Raw genomic sequence first — 24,694 nt, 5'->3', positions numbered from 1 at the left:
CGGGCGTTACGCATTGGTAAGCGAGGGCTCAGTGACATCAGTTGATGTGTAGCCCCACCCAAATTGATGTTCCAGCTTATTCTGAGCAGTGAGCATGTCACTTTGCTGCGAGGAGGAGAATAACCATTGGTCAGTTCTATTAGCTTGTTGCCAGGCTTGTTGGTGGGCATCCCATACTGGTTGGTTGCGTGGGTCCTCATTGACCAAAACCCGTACTAGCTGCCCAGAACCGACCTCTTGAGCTACCAGCCCGCCGTCTTTAATCTCAACAGCTGATAGGCAAAGTACAAGGGGTCGCAAATAGCGATGTTGCGTGAGCGCCTCTTGGGCCTTAGGGAGTACCGGGTGAAATACCCAAATGGTCCGCCACTGCCCATTGGTGAAGAAGGCACGTAACGGCTGGGCCTGGTGGACGAGGTAGCGAAGCCCTTGGTGTTCTAGAATCAACAAGGTGTTCTGTACTCCATGCAACTGCTGGTTCAGCGTAGTAAGATACTGTTCTGTCTGCGTGGCCAGCGACGGCTCAATGAAGAGTTCATTGAGCAGGTTGAGTAGCGGAACCACCGCCTGCTGCATCATCACTGGGGCATAGCTGTAGCGCTCAGGATGGGCGTGGTAGTTACGGATTTTGCGAGCCCAGTGCAGCTTTTGCTTTAAATTCCTTGCTTGGTGATACTGGCAGACTTGTTCAATGAGGTTATTCAAAGTCGGGAACCCAGACTTGCCTTGCTTTGCCGTGGAGCTGAGCGTGATGGCTAACTGTTCGGCCCGTATTTTCACGGACATTTCCATGGTGCCGAGCAAGTGCTGCAAGCCTTGGTCGTACATGGGATAATGATGCCAGGCATTGGCAAACAAATAGCAGGTTGTACGATACGCTTTATGGACATCTTCAGGCACGAGGGCATGAAAAGTTGGCTGTGGCACCCATGTTTGCAGATAGCTTTCTAAAGTAGCGTAGCCCAAAGCGGACCACGTTGGGTCAACAGCAAACCAATCGTGCTGCAATGTGGTGTGATTATGCATAGGTCTATAATTTTATGACATAGGCATGGCTGTTAAGCTAGTAGGGAGAAGACAGCTTCTGTTAAGGCTGCCTCTTCACTTGCCAAATCACTGTTTCCTAACTGTAGGGCATAATGGTAAACCTTAGCCATACCTGTCTCTCCCATGAATGTTAGTTTGCTGGGCTTGCCAGTTTCAGCTAAGGAAATAATGCCTACCACAGGTACCTGGTAACTCAGTGCGTAAGCTAGGATTTGATTAAGGTCGTCACGCTCTGGTTTCTTGGGTTTGTATTTGACATCAAACACCGCGACGGGTCTCCGGAGGGCATGCCTGTCAACTTCCATGATTACGATGTCAGGGTTTGCCATTCGTGAATCGGGGCCGTTTACGAACAGCCTCTTCCCACCACCGCCTTGCTGTTGGTCAACGTTACCATCAGCAACTTCATACTTAGTTAGCGCTTCAAGTAAGTGTTGGCGCAACCCCCAACGGACGTAATCTTCGAAAATGTCGTCCATCTTCCATAGCATCGAGGGCAGGGGTACACTTCCCTCTGTGCTATCAAAATCCAGCCCTCGGGTTCCCAGAATAAGTTGCGCGAGTTCTAGAGCAGGTTGATAATACTCTCGGGTGGGCGGCAACTTTCTGAACACCGTGCTCAGACGCAAATTATGAGTAGCCAGAGTGGTTACACCGGAGAACACAGCAAGGGAATCTCGAATAGCTCCCAGCTGCTTGTTTACAAGACCATTTTTATTGCCAGTTTGATAGGTCCCAGCAAGCACGAGCAAGGCGAGCTTAAGTAACTGGTTCGGGCTTGTATCGATGTTGCGCTCAAAGCGTGCGGTACTTATAAGGTATCGTTTGCCCTTTGCAAGTAAGCGCGTGATCGTCTCGTTAAGCAAAATACGGCCCCTCGGGAAGGAGGTGTCCTCTTTTCGGGTTTCATAGATGTAATGGAGACCCGATGCCCCGATAAGCTGCACCTGCCTGATCAATGCGTTGGCTAGCTCATCTCGTATTTGCCCAACGGGAACAGCTTGGGTGGCATAGGTGTGTAGGGATTCAGGGAGGCGTTGGGGTGCTCGCCCAGATGCGGCTAGTATCCTGACCAGATTCGTAATGGGTACCCTGGGTACAATTTCTAAAGTGACGTAATCATTAAGGGGTATCAGGCCGATATAAGGGCCCGCGTGAATGACTATTTGGTCTTTGTCTGCTTGGACGCGGATGTATCCGCTTCCGATGACATGCGGAGAAAGCAATAAACTTCCAGTCTGTAAGTCCAGAAGTTCACCGCGATTCAAGGGCACCCGTGAGTGCTCGGAAACTTGAACCAGTCGAGGTACTTCAGGCAAGACTGAAGTACTAACTATCTCCCTTGATTCCATTCGTTAGGACAAGGCAGTTGCGCCGCTTTCTCCTGCTGGAGCATCGGGTTCGGGCTCAGCACTTGCGGCAGGTGGAGCAGCAGCTGGTGTAGTGATTACGCGCTGCCATTGCTGTTTGATTGCCGCAAGCTCAGACTCGTTGGGTATAGCACGAAATGCCCGCCGCATCAGATGCAACAGTTGGTAATTCCAGAGCCGCTCCAGGCTAGCTAAATCACGCACACGCGCAAAATAGCCATGCCCTAGGTGTACGTCTGGGTTGGCATGCCGCAACAAGAAGCGAAAAAAATCACCGACCCTTCTCCGGAGATCGACCTCGACTCCGTTCTCCGTCAACATGTTTTCTAACGCTTCGGGAGAAGGAGCAACTTCTACGCGGGCAAAGCGCCGCTCAAATGCAATGTCCACTTCATCAACCCCACGATCACGGTCATTCATGGTGGCCAAAATCACCAGGTTGTCTGGTACGACCAGCTCCTGGCCAGAAGACAACTTGAATTTTTGACCTTTTTTATCCTGCTCGATAAAACCCAATGCTTCACCGAAAACCCGGCTGGGGTCTACGCGGCTCAATTCATCTACCACCAGCACATGGATTTTGGGATAAGCCATCTCGGCTTGATTACACATCTCCACAAAGTGCTTGTCTTGCAAATGAAAGCCTTCCCCGTCTGCTTTCGGAACGAATCCCTGCATGAAGTCCTCGTATTGGTACGAGGGATGAAACTGAATCATCTTGTAGCGGGAGGGGTCTGACTGTGCCAGCCAGATAGCGACACGGCGGGCGGTGCGGCTTTTGCCCGTACCAGGTAGACCCGCATAGATAATGCCAGCGAACCCATCATCTAGGAGTTGGGCTGCTAACTTAAGGTCCGGATCCGTCGCTACGTCAGCGAGTTGTTGCAAGCTGCCAAGTCGAGGACCCTCGTACTCTTCAGCAAGTGGGTCCGATGTTGGTAGAGGAGGTGGCGGGGTTCCTGGAACACTAGGTAAAGGCAGCCCTACTTCTGTCGCAGTTAATGCTCGTACCGGGCCAGCTGTTAAAAAGTCATCCATAGAAGTTGCCGGCGTACTATTGCTCAATGGGTTGGGGTGTAGTAAAAGCGGTGAACCAATCAAGCGAATCAGAACCCTCTTCTGGAGTATAATCAGCGTAGAGGACTTTGTATGCCTCGGTAGGCGAACCGTCATTCTCTAGGTAGCCGAATTCCTGCTGGAAAGCACGAATTAAACTGCCAACCGTTGGTGTAGCACTCGTGATGCCACGGTCCCGGTATAAAAAGACAGCCAAGGGTAAAACGGGTATTTGCCGGCCTGCTGCTAAGTATTGTCGGGCTGCAATCCAATGTTGCGGGTTCAGGTTGTAAAGGCCATCGGAAATGGTCAGTACCTGCAACAAAGGGCTAACCCCGCGCAATGAGCTGGGGGCATAGGAGCCAGCTAAGTTGCTGTTTATCCACAGTTTGGTATCGCCTGAAACAAAGGGATTGATGTACGGCCTATTCTCCGGAGCATCGCCCAGGGCCAAGAATTCCTTGAAAAACTCATTGTAATGAAAAGGCAGCCCCGTAAGCTTTCCAAGTTGCGCAGCGGTGCGCTGCAAACATAGGTACCCAGGTAAAGTAGAGTGTGCTTTGATGTTGCGGAGCACCTGCAAGCTGTCTTTAACCTTGCTGGGGTTCAACACGAAAAGTGGCTGCACGGCTTGAGGAAGGCTTGGGGTGTTCATGGACGCAAGTAAAGGACTAGAGACTACTCTGCAGGATTCAGGTCGATGCCGTAGGCTGAGTGGCCCAAGCGTGCAGCTACATCCAACGTGGTACCGGTGCCAACGAAAGGATCCAATACTACGCTGGGGACCATCTCACCTTGCCCACAAGTACAAACTTTCCATCCCGTTGTAACACGCTTGGCGAAGGTGAACTCTCGGAAGTAGCCCCCAAGCACTTTTTTGGCGTGCTTCGCTAAACGCTGCACTTCTTCGGAGTTACGACCGGTACCATTCTGGTAAGACTTGGCTTTACCAGCATCCGTAATACCAGTGGCTTGGATAGCTGCAATATGCTCAGGTCCTAACCCATGCTCTAGAGCGAGTTGCATGGCGCGACGGGCTTGAGGACGTGATTCGTCCAGTTCTGCCGTACGTTTCCATTCCCGTTCAAGCGGGGTTCCACAATGCGAGCAGACAGAATAAGGGCACGCCAGCGTTATAGCGCGTTCCACTATCTCACTAGGAAAAGGGGCCAAATGGCCACCAGTGTCCCTCTCTAAACCCACGTACCAGATGTCCCCCGGATTGGATCCATTCCCGTACTTCTGGGAGTAACCGTGCAGGTCGTAGTAGTAATTGGGTTTGAGTACGAGGTGAATAATGTACTCATGCCGTGATGCCAGACGGTTTTTAGCAGGCTCCGGCATTCCACTGGTTTTAGCCCAGATGATACGGTTTCTAACAATCCAGCCATCATCCACAGCCGCGGCCTCAATCCGTCCTGGGATACCCACCAAGCTTCGCTTGTGATAAGTATCACCAACATTCAAGAAGATGGATCCCGTATTCTTAAGCACTTTTTTCCAATCCCTCATCGCACCGATAAGCGCCTGCACGTATTCTGCAGGCGTCGCTTCTTGGCCCAATTGATCAGCGTGCCCATAATCCCTCTTCTGCCAATACGGTGGAGAGGTCACAATAAGGTCAACCGACTTAGCAGGAATAACTGATGAAACGCGAGTGGCATCTCCGAGAATCCGTTGAACAAAGGCCGGTTGGGAAGAAGCAGGAGGAGGCATGTCTACCGATGCCTCAACGGGCACAAGCATCACTGCTGGCTTGCCGTCACTCACCTTGGGTTGGTTCAGGCCAATGTCACCTTGTATATATAGTGGAGAGGCTGTAACAGCCTCTTTTTGACGTCGGGTTGGAGCAGTCATTGTTGTCATTTCAGACGAAAGTTAAGCCCATTCTTTTCAGGAATCGTTACGGCGTGCTATTGAATTTAGCAAAGCATTGTGCTATAAATAATAGTTTTTAGAAAATGAAGGCGTTATAAGCCCAGTTTTTGCGCCGCATTGTGTTGCCGCACGTTGTCAAGGCGAGTATAGCGTCGAATCATTTCGCTCGTCTTGTGCTTCGTCTGGTTCATCACTTCGCTGTCATCGGCTCCGTTGAGCTTGGCCACCGTCACAAACGAGGCTCGCAGCGAATGAGCCGTAAACTTCGGGCCCAGGTGTCGCTGCACGATTTTGTTGAGGTGCACATCGGTCAGCCGGCGGTCGGTGAGTCGGCCACCCTTGCGAAACGAAACCAGAATGGGCCCCGACGGGCGCTCCAACAGTCTTAACCAAGCCTGCAGCGTTCGAATGGGGCACAGGGCGGGGTCCGGCGAATAGAAAATGGCCTTTTCCTCCGCTTCCCCCAGCTGATTAGTCTTGCTGCGTTTGAGGTTGATGGTAAGCCCATCCTCGGAAAACGTCAAGTCGTCCAGGTCCAGTGCCGAGAGTTCGGACCGGCGGAATGCCCCGGTAAAACCCAGTAGCAGGATAACCCGATCGCGCAAGCCCGCCGGCGTCGCCGCATCGATGTGCTTAATGGTGCGCTTGAAGCTGGCCAGCGAGAACGCCGGGGCCTGCTTTTGCCGGACGCCTTTCACCCGGCTGATGCCGTCCATGAGCACCTTGAATTTCTTGTCATCCGTAGGCGAGGCCAGGTCCCGGAGCGCGTGGGCCTTGCTGATGGCCGCGCAGCTGCGCTGAATGGTCGACACCTTCTTGCCCGCTTCGGCCAGGTGGGTCACAAAACCCGCGAGCGTATCCACCGACGCCGGCAGCGCCACCTGACCGTGCGTGGTGCACCACTCGGTGAAGCGGCGCCAGTCACCAGCATAAGCCCGGGCCGTGTTTGGTGCTCCTTGCAGGCCGGCTTCGACATACCGAGTCGTGTGTTCGGTCAGGTGCGCCAGACCGGCGGAAGCGGGCGATGAGGGAATGACGGGGACGGAGCTCACGGCAGCCTATATATAAGGAGTGAAAACACGAAAACGGAGCGTTTCCCAAAAGTAGTGAATAAGGTATGATAACTCAGACTTATCATACCTTATCGAAAAAAGAGTTGGCTCGGTGTTGCGTGATAATTTTGGCATCTTAAGTAACAACTATGATGTCTCAACTTGCTGCCTACCCATTCATGTAGCCCCATGTGAGGATTAGACAGAAAGCGACTTGTCAGTACATTTACCAACCGCTACTCTGTCTTTTCCGCTGGCTTACTCTGTATGGTAAAACTCTACTTTCTGCAGTTCCTACTCCTTATTAGTACTGTTACCGCGCTAGCCCAGCGTCCCAAGCCGGCCGCGGTATCGCTTCCTCCAGCCGATACCGTCTACTTCGACCGGGACTGGGAGCGCACCGAAACTTTGGAGGAAGTGGCCTACGCGCGCATTGCCCGCCACGACGCCGCAGGCAAAACAGTGGGCACGGTGCGCGACTATTTCTACCCTTCCTGGCAAAAGCAGTGGGAAGGCAAGATGGTTAAAGAGCACCCCGACGTGCCTTCAGGGCTGTGCACGGGCTGGCACGAGAACGGAAAGCTGAGCTTTCGGGGTACCTACGTCAACGGCGCCCAGCAGGCTGATTTTCGCAGCTGGCACGAGGACGGGCGCGAAATCAAGTGCACGTATGCAGTGGAAGATGCCCTGCCGCTCAGCAGCGCGGAGATTCACTGCAGTAACTGCATGCACCTAAGCCGAAAGGTGTTTGAAGTCGACGTGCCCGAGGGCACGGTGGGTATCGTGTACAAGCTCGACATCCGCGACGGCCATCAGCCCGCTTCCTGGTCCACGGCCTTGAGCATGGCCGCGGCCCTGAGCAATCCGGCCACCGGTACGGTGGCCCTGTTGTCCATGGCCGCTTCCACTTTGTCGAAGCAGGACACCAAGCCGCCCACGACGTCCACCAAGTGCCACTGGTACATCACCACCAGTCCGGCGGCCATGGAGCAATTCCTGGCTACGAAAGGCTCAATAACCATTCCCAACTCGTGCTTGCGCATGGAAACCAACACGCCTCAGGAAACCCGGCCAATGTCGCTGCCCCCCGGGACACGCCGCTTCTTCGTATGCGTCAACAACGACAACTACACCACCGACGCCACGGCCACGCTCAGCGTGACCGCCCTGGTGAAGGCCTGCAATTAACGCTAAACCTCTGGGCGATTAATAGTGGAGCGTCAGGCCGGCGCCCCACTGGTAGTCACTGTCGTAGTTAGTGCTCAAGGACACGTACTTGCTGACCATGTAGCGGAAGGCGACATTGTATTCCCGGTCCGTGTTCACCAGCAGGTCGGCGAAGAAGTTATTGCTCAGCGGCAGGTCCGTGCGCTCCAGCTGCAGGCGCACCTTGCCGTTGCTGTCCAGGCGCAGCTCCGAGCGCACGAGCAGGGGCAGCAGGTAATACACGCCCACGTCGAACACCCGCCGGTTGTTTTTGGTGTTGCGCTCGCCCTCCGCCAGCAGCGTGCGGTTGTTACGGTAGTCAAAGCCGACGAAAGCGGCCAGAAACTGCCGGTTGTCGAGGTAGCGCAGCAGGTGGGTTTCGGTTTCGAAGTTGCCCTGGTAGTTCACGCGGCCCTCGAATTCGAGCGCGTTGCGGTTGTTGGACAGGGTGCTTTCCAGAAAAGCGCCCTGCGAGTGCGCCATCAGGTCGGCCCAGAGGTAAGGCTGGTTGTCTTCTTTTTTCAGCTCTTTGTAGTCGGTGCGGGCGTACTGGTTCTGCGGAGTGCCCTCGTAGCTCACGATGCGGGCCATGCCGGCCATCATGTGGTAGAGGATGTGGCAGTGGAAAAACCAGTCCTGCTCCTCGTTGGCGTCGAATTCGATGGTGACCTTGCCCATGGACTGAATGTCGAAGGTGTGCTTCATCGGCGAATAAGCACCCTGGGCATTCACGAGCCGGAAAAAGTGCCCGTGCAGGTGCAGCGGGTGGCGCATCATGGTGGTGTTGGTAAAGGTCATGCGCACGTTCTCGCCCTTGCGGATGGGAATCTTGTCGGCCTGCGAGAGGGTCTTGTTGTCAAACGACCACACGTAGCGCAGCATGTTGCCGGTCAGGGTCAGGTTGATTTCGCGCCACTGCTTGGTCGAATCCAGCGTAGTGGGGTTAAGGGCCCGCAACATGTTGTAGTTGAAGTCGCCGGCGCTGCCGCCCATGCCGCTCATCCCGGCCATGCCCGCCATACCGCCCATATCCTGCATGCTGCCCAGGCTTTTGCCGGCTTTTTCCTGGGCATTTTCGGGCCGGCTCTGCGGTGAGGGGGCCGTGGCAGCGGGCACGGCACTGTGCTGCATGTCCATGCCCGGCATCGACGAACCAGCAGCCGGACTGGCTGGCTTCGGGCCCTGGTGGCCCGCCATGTCCATGCCTTTCGTCTCCCCACTGCCCTGCTCTTTGGTCATGCCGGCGCCGCCCATGTCCATGCCGCTCATGCCTTCCATGCTGTTCATCTCCCGCATCATCTGGAAGTAGTTGATGCGGGGCAGGTCCGGGGCTTTCATCGGCTCGCCCTGCCCGATGAAGGTGGAGGTGTAGCCGGTGATGTCGTTGGCCGTGGCCCGAAACTCGGCCGCGCCCACAGCGGGCACCGTCACCAGCAGGTCGTAGGTTTCGGCCGTGGCTATTTCGAGCTTGTTGACGGGGAAGGGCTCCACGTTGATGCCGTCGGCGGCGATGACCTGCATGGGCCCGCCGGCGTACTGCAGGAAAAAGTAGGAGGAGGCGCTGCCGTTGATGATGCGCAGGCGCACCACTTCCCCGGGCTTGGCGTCCTTGAAATAACCCTTTTCCTGCCCGTTGGTGAGGAATTTGTTGTAGTAGATGTCGGTCAGGTCCATGGCCGGCATGCGCCCCCACTCCTGCTTGAGCTTGTCCTTGAAGTAGCCGGCGGCCAGGGCCTCCCCGTAGCTTTGGGTGGCCCCTTTCTGCACGGCGAACCACTCGCCGGTGCGCTTGAGGTAGCGCAGCACTTCCTTGGACTTGTGGTCGGTCCAGTCGGAGAGCACCAGCACGTACTCCTTCATCTCATACGGAATGCGCTTGGGGTGAATGACGATGGAGCCGTACACGCCGTCCTGCTCCTGCAGCATGGTGTGGGAGTGGTACCAGTAGGTGCCGCTTTGAATCAGGGGAAACGTAAACGTGTGGGTGCCACCGGGCTCGACCGGGGCCGTGTTGAGGTAGGGCACGCCGTCCTGCTCGTTGGGCAGCAGCAGGCCGTGCCAGTGGATGCTGGTTTCCATGTGCATCTGGTTGTGCACCCGAATCACGGCGGTGTCCCCCTCGTTGAAGGTGAGCGTGGGGGCCGGAATCTGGCCGTTGATGCCGATGGCCCGGCGGGTGCGGCCCGTGAAGTTGACCAGGCGCTCGTCCACGTACAGGTCGTACTCCACCCGCTTGCCCACGTAGCTCGTGCGAGGCGTCACGACCTTGCCCTGCAGCTGAGCAGCCGGGGGCGCAGACTGGGTCAGGTGAGGCTCGGCGCTTTTGCCCATGCGCATGCCCGGCGTGTGCTGCGCCCAGGCGGGCATGGCGGCCAGCAGGGCAGCCAGTAGAAAGAGTATTCGCATCGGTCGTTACTTGTCGCGTTTGGGGGTGCTGCGGGCCGGGTTGTTGTCCTCGAACCGGTACTTATCCATGGGGCTGCTGGGCATGGCCATTCCCGGCATGCCCGGCATGGCGCCCGTTCCGGGCTTCTCCATTCCCTTCATGTCGCCCATGCCGGGCATATCGTTCATCTGCTGGCGCGTTGTCGCGGGCTTTTGGCCGCCGGGGGGCTGCATGCCGGGCATGTTTCCCATGCCTTTCATAGTACCCATGGCGGGTTTGCTTGGGGAGGTGTTTTTCGAGCGGGCAGGACCCATGTCCATGCCGGGCATGTTGCCCATGTTCATCGGGGCGGGCGGCGCTTTGCGCGGGCTGCCTTGGCCGGAGGGGCGTTGCGTACGCATCCCGGGCATGTTCATCCCCGGCATATCGGCCATGGCTCCCGGCTGGGCGGCCCGTCCTGCCGGCTGCGGTTGGCCGCCGCGCCGTTGGGTGGGCATGTTCATGCCTTCCATTTGTTCCATGGGTTGACGGCGCTGGCCTGGCTGGGCGGCCTGCGGGCCGGGGCCCATGTTCATGCCTTCCATGCTGGCCGGGGAGGTACCTGGCGTAGCCACTGATGGTGGGCGAGTCCCGTCGCTTGGGCCAAGCTCCTCGTTGTGGGCGTCCGCTTCGGAAGCCGGCATGTCCATGCCGGGCATTGCATCCTCACCGCCGTGGCCGTGGCTTTTGTCGAGCAGGTTGCCCTTGGGACCCACGCCCTCCACGTACACCAGCTGCGCACCTCGGTGCCCGGCCACGGAAAGCGCGCCGGCCGCCGCCACGGCTGCCACCAGCACCAGCACTTCGTAAGCCCGGCGCTGAACCTTAAAATAAAACCCGATGCCGGCCAATAGCAGCGTGATGCCCGAGAGCCAGGTGGTGTAGCCGGCGAACTGCTCGTGGGCCGCGTACACGGCCGCTGCCCGGGGCGACAGGCCAATTGCCGCCGCATGAAACACGGTGCTGGCCGCCACCGCCCCGGCAAAGCCCCCAGCCATCACGGCCAAGGCAATCCAGCGCACCTGGGGCCAGTCCTTGAATACCAGCAGGGCCTGCAATGCCGCAGCCAGCAGTATCAGGACAATGGGCAAGTGCACCACCAGGGGGTGCAGATTGGGAAAATCTGAAAACATAGAGCCGAATGAGCCAAGGCCGGTACACGGAAAAACCCCGGCTGACCGCAAGCAGCAGTGCCGGGGCAAATCCCAATGGGTAATGGAGAGGCCGCGCTGACTACTGGTCCTAGCCAGGCGGTCGTTGCTTTCCCTGTTGGGTACCATACGTAGTCAAACCGCGACAATGTTTACACGCAAACGGCCGCACGGTTGCATAATTTCAAGCAACCTGGTCCTGACTACAGGCCGTCCCAGGAAACGCTAAAACGAAAAACGCCCGACCTACTGGGGCCGGGCGTTTTACACGAGCGTGGGCAGCTTACTTGGCCGCGCAGCAGCTAGGAGCTCCCGCCGTGCAGGCCGGAGTGCCGGCCTGGGCGCAGTTTTGCACCAGCGGGCAATCGGGGGTGCCCTTCAGTGGACAATCCGCCGCGGTCGGGGTTGGGCTGGTGAAGCCAAACAAGGCGCCGCCGGAGAGCAGCGCCGCGGCGCCGAACATCATCATCTTGCGTTTCATCGGTTCTGGTGGTTAAGATGGGCCCGCCGGGTACGGCCGCGGGGTAGTTCAAACAGCCACGGTCCGTACTCCGTGGGTGGCACTCACTAAAATGTCTAGGCCTTTTCAGCCTTGAAGCCGGCATCTTCTACGAGCGCCAGCACCTGCTCCTCGGTCACGTCGCCGGTCACGGTGAGCACCTTGTTGGGGTTGGCCGTGTCGACCTGCCAGGAGGCAATCGCCTTCTCGCCGTTGAGGGTGGGCGTTACGGCTTTGATGCAGCCGCCGCAGTTGATGTTGGTGTTGAATTGGAGCGTTTTCATGGGAGTAAATGCGTGGCGCCCGTGGTGGGCGGGTTCGGGATTAAAACACCCAAAAGTAGCGGCACGTGCCCGGGAAGGGGTACACAATTAGGCTTCAGGCTTGCATGATTTGTAGCCGCTAATCCACCCTTTGCCTGCCTGCCGCGTCGCACGCTTGCTTTAATGGTGGCCCATGCCCCCGCTTAGCAAGTGTTTGCCGATGACAAAGAGTAGGAGCAGCACCAGCCCGGCGATGAGCAAATAGCGTCCCCAGGGAGTTGGCAGAGCAGTTGCGTGGCCCGCGGCCACCGCTTGGGCATGCGCCTGCTTTTGCAGCCGCCATTTACCAATACGGCCCCAGGGCTTGTACACCGAAATGGCGGTGGCTGCCAGCAGCACGACCAGCGCGGCCGCGGCATCGGCCAGCAGCTGCAGGCGCAGCCCGCGCAGGTCAGTTGCCGAGAGGTCGGCTTTGGCGGCTACCTCGGCCAGGTAGGCGACGGGCTGCATGTGTAGCAGCAACAGCAGCGTGGCCCCTACCGTGAGCACCAGCTTGACCAGCACCCAGTAATGCTTGAACAAGCCCCAGGGCGTGCCCAGCGCCTGCACCACGCCGGTGGCCAGCGCGGCCAGGCTGGAGGGCACAATAACAAACTAGCCGCTCAGCCCCATGGCCAGGTAGGCCGTGCGCACCAGCAACGCATCAGAACTGGTCAGGCCGGTGATGGCCAGGGCCAGGAACACGGCCACGGCGCCGAGCCAGCCCACCGAGAACGTGATGTGGGCGGTGAGCATGAACTTGCGCAGGGCGGGAGCCATTGTCATCAGCGAGGCAGTTGGGGCGGGTGAAGGACCCCGCAAAAGTAGGGGTGTCGCCCAGGCCCGGCGTACAGAATTAGGCCGCGAACCAGCATAATTAACACACCGGGGCCCACGAAAAAGCCAGCCCGTACGCGACGAGCTGGCTTCCCATGGTATCGAGGATATTTAAGCAGCAATGCCCTGGCGGCAGGCCTGCTCGCAGCGGCGGCAGGCCTCGGCGCACTGGCGGCAGTGCTCGGAGTGAGCGCCGTGCTTCTCGCACTCGTCGGCGCAGGCCTTGCAGATTTCAGCGCACTCGCGTAGCAGATGGGCGGCGTGCTCCGAGCCGCGGGCAGTGAAGCGGGCGGTGAGGGCGCAGATGTCGGCACAGTCGCGGTCCAACAGCACGCAGCGGGCCATCATCTTCACGTTGTCTTCCTGCAGGCAGGCCGTAGCACAATGCTCACAGGCGGCGATACAGGCATTCAGGGCGTCGAGCAGGCTTTGGTTTTGTGTATGCATGGGAAAGGGGTGTAGGTGAACGAACAAGGCAACCCAACCGGGTCGCTGCCTAAGTATACCTTCTCTGTGGCCCAAGGTTTTACATATTAGTCTTCTTCCCTTGCATGATTTGGGGCCTCCTCCCCTACCACCGGAGCCCTTTCGGCCCGCAGCAGCCGACGATATGCGGAAGGCGAACAGCGGGCCAAGCGCCGGAATTGGCCGGAGAAGTGCGCCAGGCTGGTGTAGCCCAGGTGCCGGGCAATTAGGCCCACGCTCAGGGAGGAAGAAAGCAGCAGCTCCTGCGCATAAGCCAGGCGCTGACTCAGGATGTAGGCCGCCAGCGTCTTATCGCCCACCAAGCGGGCAAAGGCCGCGCTCAGCTGCCCGTACGTCAGGTCCAGCTCACGGGCCACCGCCGCCCCGAATGCCCGGTGCCGCAGGCTTTCGCCGGGCTCGCGCAACAGGCGGTTCACGGCCACGCTGACCCGTTCCACCAAGGTCTGGTGAAAGGTTTCGAGCAGCGCAAACCGGGCTGCTTCCAGCGTGGCCCGCAGGCGGGGCCAGTCCAGGTCTTCCGGCTCTCCGGCGACCGTGGCGGCCCCCAGGCGCACGTCGAGCACCTGCAAGCCCAGCCCTTCCAGCTCCTGCCGAACCACCCGGATACCGCGCGCGCACACCATGTGCTTGATGTAAAGCACAGTGGTGGGCGAAGCAGAAGCGGAGCGATTAGGCATCAGCAAGCGAGGTTAAGGCAGGTAAATGCCGCGCTGCCAGCATTCGGTGTAGTCCAGCACCATGTGCAGCAGGAAGCCCACGGCCCAGATGCGCGTGCGGGCGGGTAGCAGCAGTAGCACGTAGCCGCCGATGGCCCAGTAGGTGTGAAAGGTGTGGAAGTTGATGCTGCAGCGGCCCGGGTCGTAGAAGGGGGTGGCCCAGAGGTGGTCCAGGTCGAGCAGCAGGGCACTGGCCAGCACCAGCCACACCCGCCGCCAGTGGGGGCGGTGAAAGGCCAGGGCGTAGAGCCCTGGCACCGTGATATGCAGAAAGGCGTGCAGCATCGCCTAGCGGGTGGGCAGCACCGGATTCATATCCGAAGGCGGGGTGAGCGGCTGCGCGTCGAGTTCCTGCGGGTGGTCGTCCAAACCCGTTTCCTGGTGGGAGGCGAAGTACTGGGCCAGCGCTTTTTCGCCCACGAGCCAGAATACCACCGGCGTCACGATGATGTCGAGGAACGTGGACGAGAGCAAGCCGCCGAGGATGACGGTGGCTACCGGGTACAAAATTTCCTTGCCCGGCGCGTCCTTGGCCAGCGTGAGCGGCACCAAGGCCAGGGCGGCCACCAGGGCCGTCATCAGCACCGGCACCAAGCGTTCGAGCGAGCCGCGGATAATCATGGGGATGCCGAACTTCTCGCCCTCGTGCTCCACGAGGTGGATGTAGTGCGAAATCATCATGATGCCGTTGCGTGAGGCAATGCCGGTAAGGGTGATAAAGCCCACCAGCGAGGCAATGCTGAACGTGCCGCCCGTGAGCAGCACCGCCACCACGGAGCCGATGAGCGCCAGCGGGATGTTCAGCATAATCTGGCCCACCATGTAGGTGGACTTGAAGTGCGAGAACAGCACCAGGAAGATACCGGCCAGCGAAAACAGACTCAGCCACAGGATTTTCTGGGAGGCCGACTGCTGGCTCTCAAACTGCCCGCCGTAGGTGAGGTAATAGCCGGGGGGCAGCTTCACCTGCGAATTCACCTTGGCTTGAATCTCCTTGACCGTCGAGCCCAAATCGCGCTCGGCCACGTTCAGGGAGATGGTAATCCGGCGCTGGGTGTTTTCGTGGTTGACGGTGTTGGGGCCCGGCTCGTAGATGACCTCCGCCACCTGGCTGATCGGAATCATGGCGCCGGTGGGCGTTTCGATGCGCGTCTGGTTGATGGCGGCGATGTCGTTGCGCTGGGCTTCGGGCAGTTTCACCACCAGGTCGAAGCGCTTCTGGCCGTCGAGCATCTGCGAGACCACGGCGCCCTGGAACAGGGTTTCGAGGTCGCGCACCACTTCGCCGCGGGCCATGCCGTAGGCGCGCAGGGCCTCGTCCTTGGGCCGGATGAGCAGCTGGGGAATCTGGACCTGCTTTTCCACTTGTAAGTCGACCACGCCCGGCACGGTGCCGGCCACGGCACGCACTTCGTTGGCGTAGCGGCGCAGCTCCAGCAAATCGTTGCCAAATACCTTGATGGCGACCTGAGCCCGCACGCCGCTCAACAGGTGGTCGAGCCGGTGGGAGATGGGCTGGCCGATGTTCACGTTCACGCCGGTTATCAGGCTTAGCTTTTCCCTCATGTCGGCCAGAATCTCGTCGCGGCTGCGCATGGTTTTGCCTTCCTTCTCCAACTCCTCTTCCGTTTTGAAGGCCACTTCGATTTCCGAGTTGTTCACCGACTCGGCGTGCTCGTCCAATTCGGCGCGGCCGGTGCGGCGGGCGGTATAGGCCACTTCCGGAATCTTAAGCATCTGCTGCTCGCCCAGCGTGCCCAGGCGGTTCGACTCGGCCAGCGAGGTGCCGGCGGGCGCCGAGAAGTTGACCGTGAGCGAGCCTTCGTTGAAGGGCGGCAGAAACTCGGTGCCGAAGAACGGAATCAGCGCCATGGCCGCCACGAACAGCGCCCCGGTTACCCCAAGGATGGCCTTGGGATGCTGCAGGCCCCAACCCAACAGGCGAGTGTCTTTTTTCTTAAGCCAGCGCACCAGGCCCCCGTCGGTTTCGGGGTGGTCCATCTGCTTCATTTTGGGCAGCAGGTAGTAGCAGAGCACCGGCGTGACGGTGAGCGACACGAACAGCGAGGCCACGATGCTGGTGATGTAGGCAATGCCCAGCGGCGCAAAAATGCGGCCTTCCATGCCTTCCAGGGCAAACAGCGGCAGGAACACGAGCACCACGATGATGGTGGCGTACACAATGGAGTTGCGTACTTCGGAGCTGGCCTTATAAATAACCTTAAGCACCGGCTGCGGGTGTGGCAGCTGCTTGTTTTCCCGCAGGCGTCGGTACACGTTTTCCACGTCCACGATGGCGTCGTCGACCAGTTCGCCGATGGCAATGGCCAGGCCGCCGAGGGTCATGGTGTTGATGCTGATGCCGGCAAAGCGAAACACCAGCGCCGTGACCAGCAACGAGAGCGGGATGGCCACCAGGGAAATAAACGTGGTGCGCACGTTCAGTAGAAAGGCAAACAGGATGATGACCACCAATATGGCGCCGTCGCGCAAGGCTTCCTCGACGTTGCTGATAGATGACTCGATAAACTCCGACTGCTTGAACAAGCGCGTGTTCACCTGCACGTCCTTGGGCAAAGAAGGCTTCAGCTCCACCAGGGCTTTTTCCACGGCTGCTGTCAGGCCCACCGTGGCCGCGCCGGGCTGCTTCTCGATGCTCAGAATCACGGCGGGCCGGCCGTTCACGCTGCCGTCGCCCCGCTTGAAGCGGGCCCCGAACTCCACCTTGGCCACGTCGGCCACCCGGATGGGAGACTGCTCGCGGTAGCCGACAATGATGTTTTCGATGTCGGCCACCGAGCGCAGCCGGCCCAGGTTGCGGATGAGCACCTCCGAGCCGTTGCGGTCAAAGAAGTTGCCCGTCGTGTTCAGGTTGGACTGGCGCAGGGCTTCCTCCACCTGGTTTACCGTCAGGCCCGTGGCATTGAGCCGGGGCATATCGAGCAGGACTTGGTACTGCAAATTGTCGCCGCCGATGGGAATCACCTGGGCCACGCCGGGAATGCTGAGCAGGCGCTGGCGCACGGTGTAGTTGGCCAGCGTGCGCAAATCGGCGGCGTTGGTCTGTTTGCCGCCCGACAAGCCCACCAGCATAATCTGGCCCATGACCGAGGAAATGGGCCCCAGCACCGGCGTAATGCCCTGGGGCAGCTGCTCGCCCGTGGTCTGCAGCTTCTCGCTCACAATCTGGCGGGCCGTGAAGATGTCGGTGCCGTAGTCGAACTCCACGAACACCATGCCCAGGCCAATGGCCGAGTTGGACCGCACGGCCGACACGCCGGTGGCCCCGTTCAGGGCCGTTTCCACGGGCAGCGTCACCAGGGCCTCCACCTCCTCGGGCGCCATGCCGGGCGCTTCCAGAAACACGGTCACGCGCGGGCGGTCGAGGTCGGGCAGCACGTCCACCGGCAGCTGGCTGGCGGTGTAGGAACCGGCAATGATGAGGCCCACGGCGAAGGCCAGCATCAGCAGCCGGTTCTGCAGGGCAAAGCGAATTATCTTATCAAGCATGGGGTATTAGCGCAAAGTGGAAGGAGCCTCAAGGGCGACTTCGGTGTAGTCCGGCCGGTGGGCCAGTGGGGCGGACAGGGCACGCCCTGTTCGTCTTATTTCTTAACCCGGGGCGTGCGGGCCGAGGTGTGGGTGCTCATGATTTGCCACTGGCCGGCGGCGTTTTTGCGCAGTACCGACGTGGCCACCCCGCGGCGCACGATGGGCGCTTTGGCCTCTTTCTCCTTGGGGTCCTTCTTGAGGTTAATGGTATAGGTGTAGGTTTCCGTTGCGAAAGCATAAGGACCGTCTACCTGCACGGCGGCCTTGTAGTCGCTGAAGGTGAAGGCGCTGAACTCCTTGAGCTCCGGGGCCAGGTGGTGCTCGGCGTAGTGCCGGTAGGAGCCTTCCACTCCACCCGACTCGAACACCTGGGAGTTGGCCGTGAACAGGCGGTGCGTGCCCGTGGTATCGAGCTTTTGCACGGCCTGCTGGTACTTGCTTAGCACCGCCCGCACGGCCACCTCATCGGCGGAACCAGCCGCGGCAGTTGTCTGGGCTTGCGCCGTGGTGGCAGCAAAGGGAAGCGTGGCAGACAGCACCGCGAGAGCAAAAAGATTTTTCATGGGGAGGGAGAAAGAAGCCACCGCGGAGCGGGACTTATTGGTTGAGGTAAATGGATTTGAGCTGGTAGGTGCCGGCGGTGACCACCCGGTCGTTTTCGTTGATTTCGCCCTGCACCAGCACGGTCTGCTGGCCGTTCACGGCGCCGGGCTGCACGTAGCGAATCTTGAACCGCTCGGGCTCGGTGTGCACAAACACCACGGGCTTGCCGTTGAGGTCGGTGATGGCCGAGGTGGGCACCACCAGCTGGGGCTTGCCCCCGCCGGTCTGGCCCACGACCTGCACGTTCACGGCCTGGCCGGCGCGGTAGGCGCTGCCCTGCTGGGCGTCGAGCTCCAGCACCAGCTGGCGGGCCTGGTTCACCGGGTTCACCACGTTGCTGAACACCACCAGGCGGGCGGGCACGCCGGCCTGGCCCTGCAGGCCCTCCACCCGGAACACGGCCCCGGGCGTGACTTTGTCCAGGTCCTGGGCAAACACCTGGGCCTCCACGCGCAGCTTACCGGGGTTGATGACGCGAAACAGCTCGTCGCCCTGGTTGACTTGTTGACCGACAGCGAGATTAAACACGTCCACGGTGCCGCTCACGGGCGAGGTGATGCTCACGCGGCGCTGCTGGGCCTGGCCGTTGTAGATGCTGGCGTTCTGGCGGGCCTGGCGCAGGCGCAGCTCGGCGGCCACCACGTCCTTGCGGGCGGCGATGTCGGCGATGCTCTGCAGGCGGGCGTAGTCCTGCTGGGCGGCGCGCAGCTCGGCCTGGGCGTTGGCCCGCTCGGTGCTGAGCCCGATTTGCTGGGTGGCGTCCAGCGTTTGTTCGATGACGGCCAGGGTCTGCCCGGCCCGCACCGTTTTGCCTACCTGGGCCGCGAGGCTCACGATGCGCCCGGTCTGGGGAACCACGATGCGGCCCTCGCCCCCGGCCGCGGCCGACACCGTGCCGTAGAGCGTGGCCCGGCTGTAGGTGGTGGAGAAAGCAGCCAGGTTGGTGCGCACCTGAAACAGGAACTGGCTTTCCTTGGGCAGCAGTACCTCGTCGGAAAGGGCCACGCCGGTGCTGGCTTTAGCCGTGCCGCCGTGGTCTTCGCCACCGTGCGCCTGCACCAAACCCGGTGGAGGGAGCAGCACCGTCAGGACCAGTCCCGCGGCGGCCGTAGCGGCCAGGATTTTATGCTTGGTTTTCATATCGGGGTAGCATTAAGGGAAGGGGGTGCGGCGGCTGGCGGTCAACGCCTGCTCGGAAGTCTGGGGCTCGGGACGGCGGCGGCGCATGAGCAGGGCCGTGAGTACGATGCCGAGCACAAAGGCCCCGGCCAAGGCCAGGATGGTTTTCCAGGAGGAAAAAAGCCCGGTTGCCTCCGCGTGGGGAGCCGCGGCGACGGGCAGCTTCTCTCCTACTTTGATGCCTTCGAGCAAGAGCAAATCGGCTTTCTCACCCGCCACGATGTTGAGGGCGAAGCTGTAAGCCTTGTTGGCCGGAAACTGGCCTTCGACGAGGTACACGCCCGGCTCCTGCTCTTTCACGGCCCATTTCAGGTTGGCATCTTCCGGGTTGGTGAGCGTGAGCTTGGAGCCCTTAATCGGGGCGTTGGTAGCGTAATCGGAGAGGAACAGGCGCAAATCGGCGGGCTTACCCCCTTCCAGGGGCTCGTAGCGCAGCAAGGCCTCGAACTGTTCCGAGAGCGCGGCCACGGAGAAGGACGTGGCGCCCGCCGCCGTGCCGGCCTTGGGCCCGTCGCCGTGGTCCTCGCCCCCGTGGGCGTAGGCCGTGCCGCTCAGCACAAGCAGGCCCAGGAGCAAAATCAGGAGTTGTTTCATGTTATTCACCCCGCAGGTAGTTAAGTTCGATGAGGGCCTGGCGGTAGTCCCGAATGGTCGTCAGGTAGGTATTCTGGATGGCAAAGGCCTGGTTCAGGCTCAGGATGAGCTGCAGGTAGCTTACTTCGCCGGCCCGGAACAGGCGCTGCGACTGGCTGATGATGGCCCGCGACTGCGGCAGGCCGGTTTGCTCGTAGTAGCCCAGCGAGGCCGAGAACTTGCGCGTGTCGGCCAGGGCCTGCTGGTACTGACTACTCAACTCCAGGCGCTGGGCCTGCAGCTGGTAGCCGGCGGCCTGGGAGCGGGCCGTGGCCGCTTGCAGCTGGGAGCGGTAGGTCCAGAACCAGATGGGCACCGACAGGCCGAATTGAAAGCGGTATTTCAAGGCTGAATTCTCGAATGCCTGGTTCTGGTAGCCCACCGTGAGGGCCGGGGTGCGCCGGGCCCGCACCAGGCTGATGCCTGACTGGCTCAGGGCTACGTTTTGGGCAGCGGCGGCCAGCGTGGGGCTGCGCACCAGGGCCGTGCTGTCCTCGGTGGGCAGGCCCGCGAGCAGCGCCGTGCCCGTTTGGGCCAGCTCCGCGCCGCTGCGGCCCAGGTCGGTGCTGGTGGTCAGGGCTTCGCTGGGGCGGCCCAGCAGCAACGCCAGGCGGCGCTGGGCGGCCTGCCGGTCGGCGGTGGCTTGCTGCAGCAGCACGGTCACCTGCCGGGCTTCGGCGTCGGTGCTGATGCGCTGCAGCGAGGTGACTTCGCCGGCCGTAAACAAACGCTCGGTGGCCAGGCGCAGCACGCGAAACAAGCTGTCCTGGTAGGTGAGCTGCCGCACCTGGGCCTCGGCAAACTGCAGGGTCAGGTACGCTAGGCGGGTGTCGCGCAGCACGCTGGCCCGGCTCACGTCGCGGTTGCGCTCGGCCAGGGTAATGCCGGCCTGCGCCACGCGCCGCTGCTGGCGGTAGACGTTGGGCAGGTCGATGGTTTGCACCACGCCCGGGGCCCACATCTCGCCGGTAGGGGCCGAGAATAGAAAGTCCGGGTTGGCGGGCGCAAACGAGCCCCGCTTGAGGGCGCGCTGCTCCTCAATTTCCTGGGTTGACTGCCGCAGCCGGGGGTGCTGGCGCAGGGTCTGGGCTTCGGCGCTGTCCAGGCTGATGATGGTTTGGGCGCGCGCAGCTTCGAAACCGAATCCCAGCAAAAGGGCCAGAACCAGCAGGAAACGCACGCCACTTCTCAATTTCAGATACTTCATATAATCAGGTTAGAGCGAGCCAGCGGGCCGCCTACCGTTGCAGCGGCAGACGACCCGGACGAAGCGGGTCCGGACGCCCGGCGTCCGAAAAGCAGGCGACGTCTATGACTTTTTCACCAGGGCCATGCCGCACTTCGGGCAGCTGCCGGGCTTGTCGCTGGCCGAGCCTTCGCAGTTCATGGGGCAGGTGTAGGCGGCGGCCGTGGCCTTGCTGGCTTTGGCCGCCGCGTCGAGCTTTTCAAAGCGGGCGCTGAGCGAGCTGCCGTTGGCTTTCAGGCTCACGATGGCCGTGCGCAGGGTGGTGCCGGCGGGCACGGCGGCCACGAAATGGTCGCCGGTAGGGGTCAGCTTCACGCTGGTGGTTTTGCCCGCCGTGCTTAGCAGCATGGCCGTGCCGGTGGAACGGTCCAGCGGCATGGTTTTCTCGTTGGCGTCGAGCAGGTACACGTGCACCTCCCCGGCTTGCTGCACCAGTTCGAGGTGGTATTTGCCGGCCGTGCGGACCGTTCCGCCGTGGGGGGATTTGTGGGCGTGGGTTTCGCCGGCGGCTTTGTGGCCGTGGGCAGCGGTGCCGGGCTTGTGGCTGTGCTGAGCGGCAACGGTGAGCGGGGCGGCGAGCAACAGGGTGGCGGCGAGAATTTGCGAAATCTTCATGAGAGGGGGTTATGAGTAAAGTGGGTTGGAGTAGCCTTTGGGCTACATTTTGTCGGCGTTCTTATTGTGCCAGTCCTTGAAGGCCGCTATTTCCTTCTCCTGGGCATCTATTATCTGCTGGGCCATCTGCTTGAGCTTGGTGTCTTTGCCGTGGGCCAACTCCGCCTTGGCCATATCCACGGCGCTCTGGTGGTGCATGGTCATGAGCATGTTGAAGTTCATGTCCGGGTCTGCCACGCTTTTTGGCATCGGCATCATGGCGTCCATCGAGGCCTTCATCTTGCTGGTGAAGGGGTCCGTGGGGTCGTTGGGCTTGTAGTTGGTCGGGGCGTTATCGAGGCGGGTGGCCGCGGCTTCCAGCTCGGCGATTTCCTTTTGCTGGTCGGCTTTGATTTTCTCGGCCATCTGGCGCATGGTGGCGTCTTTGCCGTCGCGCAGCTGAATGTCAGCCATGACAACCGCGCCCTTGTGGTGCTCCAGCATGTGGTGGGCGAAGTCGTGGTCGGTGTTGCCCTTGGGCTTGCTGGCGTGCATCTTCTGCATCATCTCGTTCATGGCCACCAGCTGCGGCGAGTCGCCGGCCGCAGTGGCCCCGTCGTGGCCCATGGCCGAGTGGTCCATGCCGGCCATGTCACCGGAGGCGGTGCCCTCAGCGGTGGTCGTTTCGGTGGTAGTAGCCGTCGAATCGGCGGCCTTGTCGCTGTTGCAGCTGGCAACCAGCAGGGAGCCCGAGCAGAGGGCTGCGAGGAAAAAAGCTGACTTTTTCATGGGTGTGGTTGGGGAAAGTGGAAGAAAGAGAGAGGCAAGCTGGAAGGGGCCCAGCCCACACGCTAGGCCTTCACGTTGATGGTGAAGTCACCGGTGTGAATCTTACCGGCGTGGTTAAACTGCAGGAACACGCGGTAGAGGCCGGGCTTTTCGAAGTTGGTGTTGAAGCCGATGTTGGGGCCCTTGTCGGCCTGGTCGTTGGGGTGCACGTGCAGGTACTGCTCGGTGTCCTCGCTGATGACCACCACGTGGCCCAGCGCGCCGAGGTAGTTGGCGAGGTCAGTTACTGGCTGGCCGTCCTTGCTGATGTTGATTTTCATGCCCAGCAGCTGGCCCACTTTCAGGTCTTTGTCGAAGGCAAGGGTGGCCTGGTAGCCGTCCTTCTCCCACTGCATATCGTCGTTCTTGAACTTGACCGGCGCATACGCCGTGCCCTTCACCGTGAAGGGCTGGCGGCCGAGCTGGTGGCCTGAGCCCGTGGGCGTATAGTCCTGAAACAGCACGTAGTCGCCGCCCTTGGGGAAGGTGTACTTCACTTTGTAGTCGCCCTCAGCCGTGTACTCGGGGTGCTCGTGGTAGAACTGGCCCAGGTCCTTGCTGACGATGATGAGGTGAATCTTCTTCTCATGGACCACATCCAGGGGCACGGGAGCCGAGCCTTTGCCCGTTTCCACGGGCGTGAAAGCCAGCGTGGTGGGCTGCCCGGCCGTCACCTGCGTGGGCGTGGGCACCAGCTTCATTTCGTAGGTTTTGCCGTTGGCCACCTTGTCGTTGTGCTCCAGGTTCATGCCGCACTTGGGGCACTTGTCGCCCTCTTTGGTGCTGGTCACCTCGGGGTGCATGGGGCAGGCGTAGGTGTGGCCCCCGCCATGCTCGGCGGTGCCTTCGGCCGGGCCGTTGGTGGGCGTGGTCACGGTGTCGGTGGTTTTGCTGGACTCGGTTTCGGACGAGCAGCTGCTGGCGGTGAGCAGGCCAGCCAGGGCCAGCAGGGAAAGCGGTATGCGGTGCATAAAAGGGGAATGGGGTTGAACAGATGGGGAGACTATATCCAGTAGTCCGGGGCGCTGCTGCCGGGCGGCTAGGCCTGCCACTGCTGCCAGAGCACGAAGCCCAGCCCGGCAGCTACCGCGGCGTAGAGCAGGTAGGACAGCAGGCGGCGAACCGGGCCTTGGGGGGCGGGTGCGCCGGCTTCTTCGCAACAACTTTTCATTGTCAGGCGAGGGTAAAACCAGGAAGATGAAGGAGGGAGGGGGCAGCTAAGCGCCGGGCGGACACGACAATGCAAAGGCCCGCCCCGGACATAGCAGAGCTATGCCAGGGCGAGCCTTGGGCGCGTCAAATCAATCAGACCGTCAGGGACTGAATAAAGATGCGGATGTCGGGTATTTTGGGGGGCAGGTGCTCGCGGAGCACCAGAACGACCGAGTGGGTGCGGTCCCACTGTCCGGCAGCGGGCCGGAAAAAGAAGTCGCTGCTGGCCGGCAGCAAAGCCGGCGCAGACGTCATCAGCTGCTTTTCAGCCGGCGTGGTGAGCGACTTAAGGATAGCAGCCGAGTTGTCCTGGCAGCAGTCATCCTTGCCCGCGGGCTTGGAGTTGTGCTGGGCATTGTCCTGCTTGGTCTTGGTGGGTTGCTGCTTTGCCGTGGCATTGTCGTGACCGTGGCAGCCAGGGTGTGAAGGCTTCTGCGGCGGGGTGACCTTGGCCACCGGGGCCGCTTGCACTGGGTTAAGCGTGGCGCAGTAGCACTGGCCCACGAACACGTTGACGAAGACGAGCAGGAAGCTCGTCGCCAGCAAACGGCGGAAAGGGAACAGGCTACGGAACATGAGAGGCGTTAAGCAACCGCAAAAGTAGACTTCTCCACGAAAAGGCGGTACCGCCTATTTACCCCATTTCTAAATAAAGAGTTTCCGGCCTGTCCCCGCGGGTGGCCGCTCAATCTGAAAAAAAGGACCGCAAAGGGCCCCCGGGGCGTTTTAAGCGGCGGTTAAGCGAAAAGCCCCTGGTTGCTGACCGCAAAATTATGCAAGCCTGCGGCCGGATTATGTAAATCCATTACCGGCCCGCTACGT

General features: G+C 60.5%; 26 protein-coding genes. 1 reads left to right on the top strand and 25 read right to left on the bottom strand.

Features of this window, described 5'->3' with window-relative positions:
• Window positions 1-6: 6 nt before the first annotated feature.
• The 6 genes from LGH70_RS22215 to LGH70_RS22190 all read right to left on the bottom strand — a co-directional run bounded on the left by LGH70_RS22215 (window position 7) and on the right by LGH70_RS22190 (window position 6,403).
• Window positions 7-1,026 carry a hypothetical protein gene (locus LGH70_RS22215; protein WP_226190080.1) on the bottom strand — a complete coding sequence of 340 codons (1,020 nt, stop codon included), beginning with the start codon at window positions 1,024-1,026 and terminating at the stop codon, window positions 7-9.
• Window positions 1,027-1,058: 32 nt separating this feature from the next.
• Complete coding sequence (locus LGH70_RS22210) at window positions 1,059-2,315, bottom strand: 5-methylcytosine restriction system specificity protein McrC (RefSeq protein WP_226190079.1); 1,257 nt, start codon at window positions 2,313-2,315, stop codon at window positions 1,059-1,061.
• A gap of 87 nt (window positions 2,316-2,402) precedes the next feature.
• The gene (locus tag LGH70_RS22205; protein ID WP_226190078.1) at window positions 2,403-3,455 is read right to left on the bottom strand and encodes an McrB family protein; all 1,053 of its coding nucleotides are present in this window, start codon (window positions 3,453-3,455) and stop codon (window positions 2,403-2,405) included.
• A gap of 16 nt (window positions 3,456-3,471) precedes the next feature.
• Window positions 3,472-4,128, bottom strand: coding sequence for a hypothetical protein (locus LGH70_RS22200; protein ID WP_226190077.1), 657 nt, complete (start codon window positions 4,126-4,128; stop codon window positions 3,472-3,474).
• Window positions 4,129-4,151: 23 nt separating this feature from the next.
• Window positions 4,152-5,330, bottom strand: coding sequence for a DNA-methyltransferase (locus LGH70_RS22195; RefSeq protein ID WP_226190076.1), 1,179 nt, complete (start codon window positions 5,328-5,330; stop codon window positions 4,152-4,154).
• A gap of 113 nt (window positions 5,331-5,443) precedes the next feature.
• Window positions 5,444-6,403: a site-specific integrase gene (locus tag LGH70_RS22190; protein ID WP_226190075.1), complete on the bottom strand. Its 960-nt coding sequence runs from the start codon at window positions 6,401-6,403 to the stop codon at window positions 5,444-5,446.
• Between the two features lie 267 nt (window positions 6,404-6,670).
• Between LGH70_RS22190 and LGH70_RS22185 the strand changes: the two genes are divergently transcribed.
• Window positions 6,671-7,591: a toxin-antitoxin system YwqK family antitoxin gene (locus LGH70_RS22185; RefSeq protein WP_226190074.1), complete on the top strand. Its 921-nt coding sequence runs from the start codon at window positions 6,671-6,673 to the stop codon at window positions 7,589-7,591.
• A gap of 18 nt (window positions 7,592-7,609) precedes the next feature.
• On the opposite strand, the gene LGH70_RS22180 is transcribed toward LGH70_RS22185, so the two are convergent.
• From LGH70_RS22180 to LGH70_RS22095, 19 genes are all read right to left on the bottom strand, one after another.
• Complete coding sequence (locus LGH70_RS22180) at window positions 7,610-10,015, bottom strand: multicopper oxidase domain-containing protein (RefSeq protein WP_226190071.1); 2,406 nt, start codon at window positions 10,013-10,015, stop codon at window positions 7,610-7,612.
• Between the two features lie 6 nt (window positions 10,016-10,021).
• Window positions 10,022-11,167, bottom strand: a complete 1,146-nt coding sequence (locus LGH70_RS22175; RefSeq protein WP_226190069.1) for a DUF2231 domain-containing protein — start codon at window positions 11,165-11,167, stop codon at window positions 10,022-10,024.
• 301 nt (window positions 11,168-11,468) lie between these two features.
• Entirely contained in the window at window positions 11,469-11,666 is a 198-nt protein-coding gene (locus tag LGH70_RS22170) for a hypothetical protein (RefSeq protein ID WP_073289192.1), read from the bottom strand.
• Window positions 11,667-11,761: 95 nt separating this feature from the next.
• Complete coding sequence (locus LGH70_RS22165; protein ID WP_111480615.1) at window positions 11,762-11,968, bottom strand: heavy-metal-associated domain-containing protein; 207 nt, start codon at window positions 11,966-11,968, stop codon at window positions 11,762-11,764.
• A 159-nt stretch (window positions 11,969-12,127) separates the two neighbouring features.
• Window positions 12,128-12,592, bottom strand: coding sequence for a hypothetical protein (locus LGH70_RS22160; protein ID WP_226190068.1), 465 nt, complete (start codon window positions 12,590-12,592; stop codon window positions 12,128-12,130).
• Window positions 12,593-12,601: 9 nt separating this feature from the next.
• A complete protein-coding gene (locus tag LGH70_RS22155) occupies window positions 12,602-12,772 on the bottom strand; it encodes a hypothetical protein (RefSeq protein WP_226190067.1) in 171 nt (56 codons plus the stop codon).
• A gap of 162 nt (window positions 12,773-12,934) precedes the next feature.
• Window positions 12,935-13,270: a four-helix bundle copper-binding protein gene (locus tag LGH70_RS22150; protein WP_111480614.1), complete on the bottom strand. Its 336-nt coding sequence runs from the start codon at window positions 13,268-13,270 to the stop codon at window positions 12,935-12,937.
• Between the two features lie 86 nt (window positions 13,271-13,356).
• A complete protein-coding gene (locus tag LGH70_RS22145) occupies window positions 13,357-13,986 on the bottom strand; it encodes a helix-turn-helix domain-containing protein (protein WP_133257231.1) in 630 nt (209 codons plus the stop codon).
• A 12-nt stretch (window positions 13,987-13,998) separates the two neighbouring features.
• Window positions 13,999-14,310, bottom strand: coding sequence for a DUF6122 family protein (locus LGH70_RS22140; RefSeq protein ID WP_111480612.1), 312 nt, complete (start codon window positions 14,308-14,310; stop codon window positions 13,999-14,001).
• Window positions 14,311-14,313: 3 nt separating this feature from the next.
• On the bottom strand, window positions 14,314-17,535 hold the full coding sequence (locus tag LGH70_RS22135) for an efflux RND transporter permease subunit (protein ID WP_226190066.1): 3,222 nt from the start codon (window positions 17,533-17,535) through the stop codon (window positions 14,314-14,316).
• A gap of 95 nt (window positions 17,536-17,630) precedes the next feature.
• Window positions 17,631-18,140 (bottom strand): YybH family protein, encoded by a 510-nt coding sequence (locus tag LGH70_RS22130; protein ID WP_226190065.1) that lies wholly within the window; start codon window positions 18,138-18,140, stop codon window positions 17,631-17,633.
• A 34-nt stretch (window positions 18,141-18,174) separates the two neighbouring features.
• A complete protein-coding gene (locus LGH70_RS22125; protein WP_226190064.1) occupies window positions 18,175-19,320 on the bottom strand; it encodes an efflux RND transporter periplasmic adaptor subunit in 1,146 nt (381 codons plus the stop codon).
• 12 nt (window positions 19,321-19,332) lie between these two features.
• Window positions 19,333-19,953, bottom strand: coding sequence for a hypothetical protein (locus LGH70_RS22120; protein WP_226190063.1), 621 nt, complete (start codon window positions 19,951-19,953; stop codon window positions 19,333-19,335).
• Between the two features lies 1 nt (window position 19,954).
• Window positions 19,955-21,199, bottom strand: a complete 1,245-nt coding sequence (locus LGH70_RS22115) for a TolC family protein (RefSeq protein ID WP_226190062.1) — start codon at window positions 21,197-21,199, stop codon at window positions 19,955-19,957.
• Between the two features lie 102 nt (window positions 21,200-21,301).
• Window positions 21,302-21,853, bottom strand: coding sequence for a heavy metal-binding domain-containing protein (locus tag LGH70_RS22110; protein WP_226190061.1), 552 nt, complete (start codon window positions 21,851-21,853; stop codon window positions 21,302-21,304).
• Window positions 21,854-21,895: 42 nt separating this feature from the next.
• On the bottom strand, window positions 21,896-22,621 hold the full coding sequence (locus LGH70_RS22105) for a DUF305 domain-containing protein (protein ID WP_111480605.1): 726 nt from the start codon (window positions 22,619-22,621) through the stop codon (window positions 21,896-21,898).
• Between the two features lie 62 nt (window positions 22,622-22,683).
• Window positions 22,684-23,631 (bottom strand): DUF8832 domain-containing protein, encoded by a 948-nt coding sequence (locus LGH70_RS22100; RefSeq protein ID WP_226190060.1) that lies wholly within the window; start codon window positions 23,629-23,631, stop codon window positions 22,684-22,686.
• A gap of 68 nt (window positions 23,632-23,699) precedes the next feature.
• Window positions 23,700-23,831, bottom strand: a complete 132-nt coding sequence (locus LGH70_RS23700; RefSeq protein WP_262898883.1) for a hypothetical protein — start codon at window positions 23,829-23,831, stop codon at window positions 23,700-23,702.
• A 134-nt stretch (window positions 23,832-23,965) separates the two neighbouring features.
• Window positions 23,966-24,448 carry a hypothetical protein gene (locus tag LGH70_RS22095; RefSeq protein ID WP_226190059.1) on the bottom strand — a complete coding sequence of 161 codons (483 nt, stop codon included), beginning with the start codon at window positions 24,446-24,448 and terminating at the stop codon, window positions 23,966-23,968.
• Window positions 24,449-24,694: the final 246 nt, after the last annotated feature.

The organism is Hymenobacter nitidus (assembly GCF_020447315.1).
GTDB lineage: Bacteria > Bacteroidota > Bacteroidia > Cytophagales > Hymenobacteraceae > Hymenobacter > Hymenobacter nitidus.
Note: the sequence above shows the minus strand (reverse complement) of the source record. Positions and strands in the feature narration are given on the sequence as shown.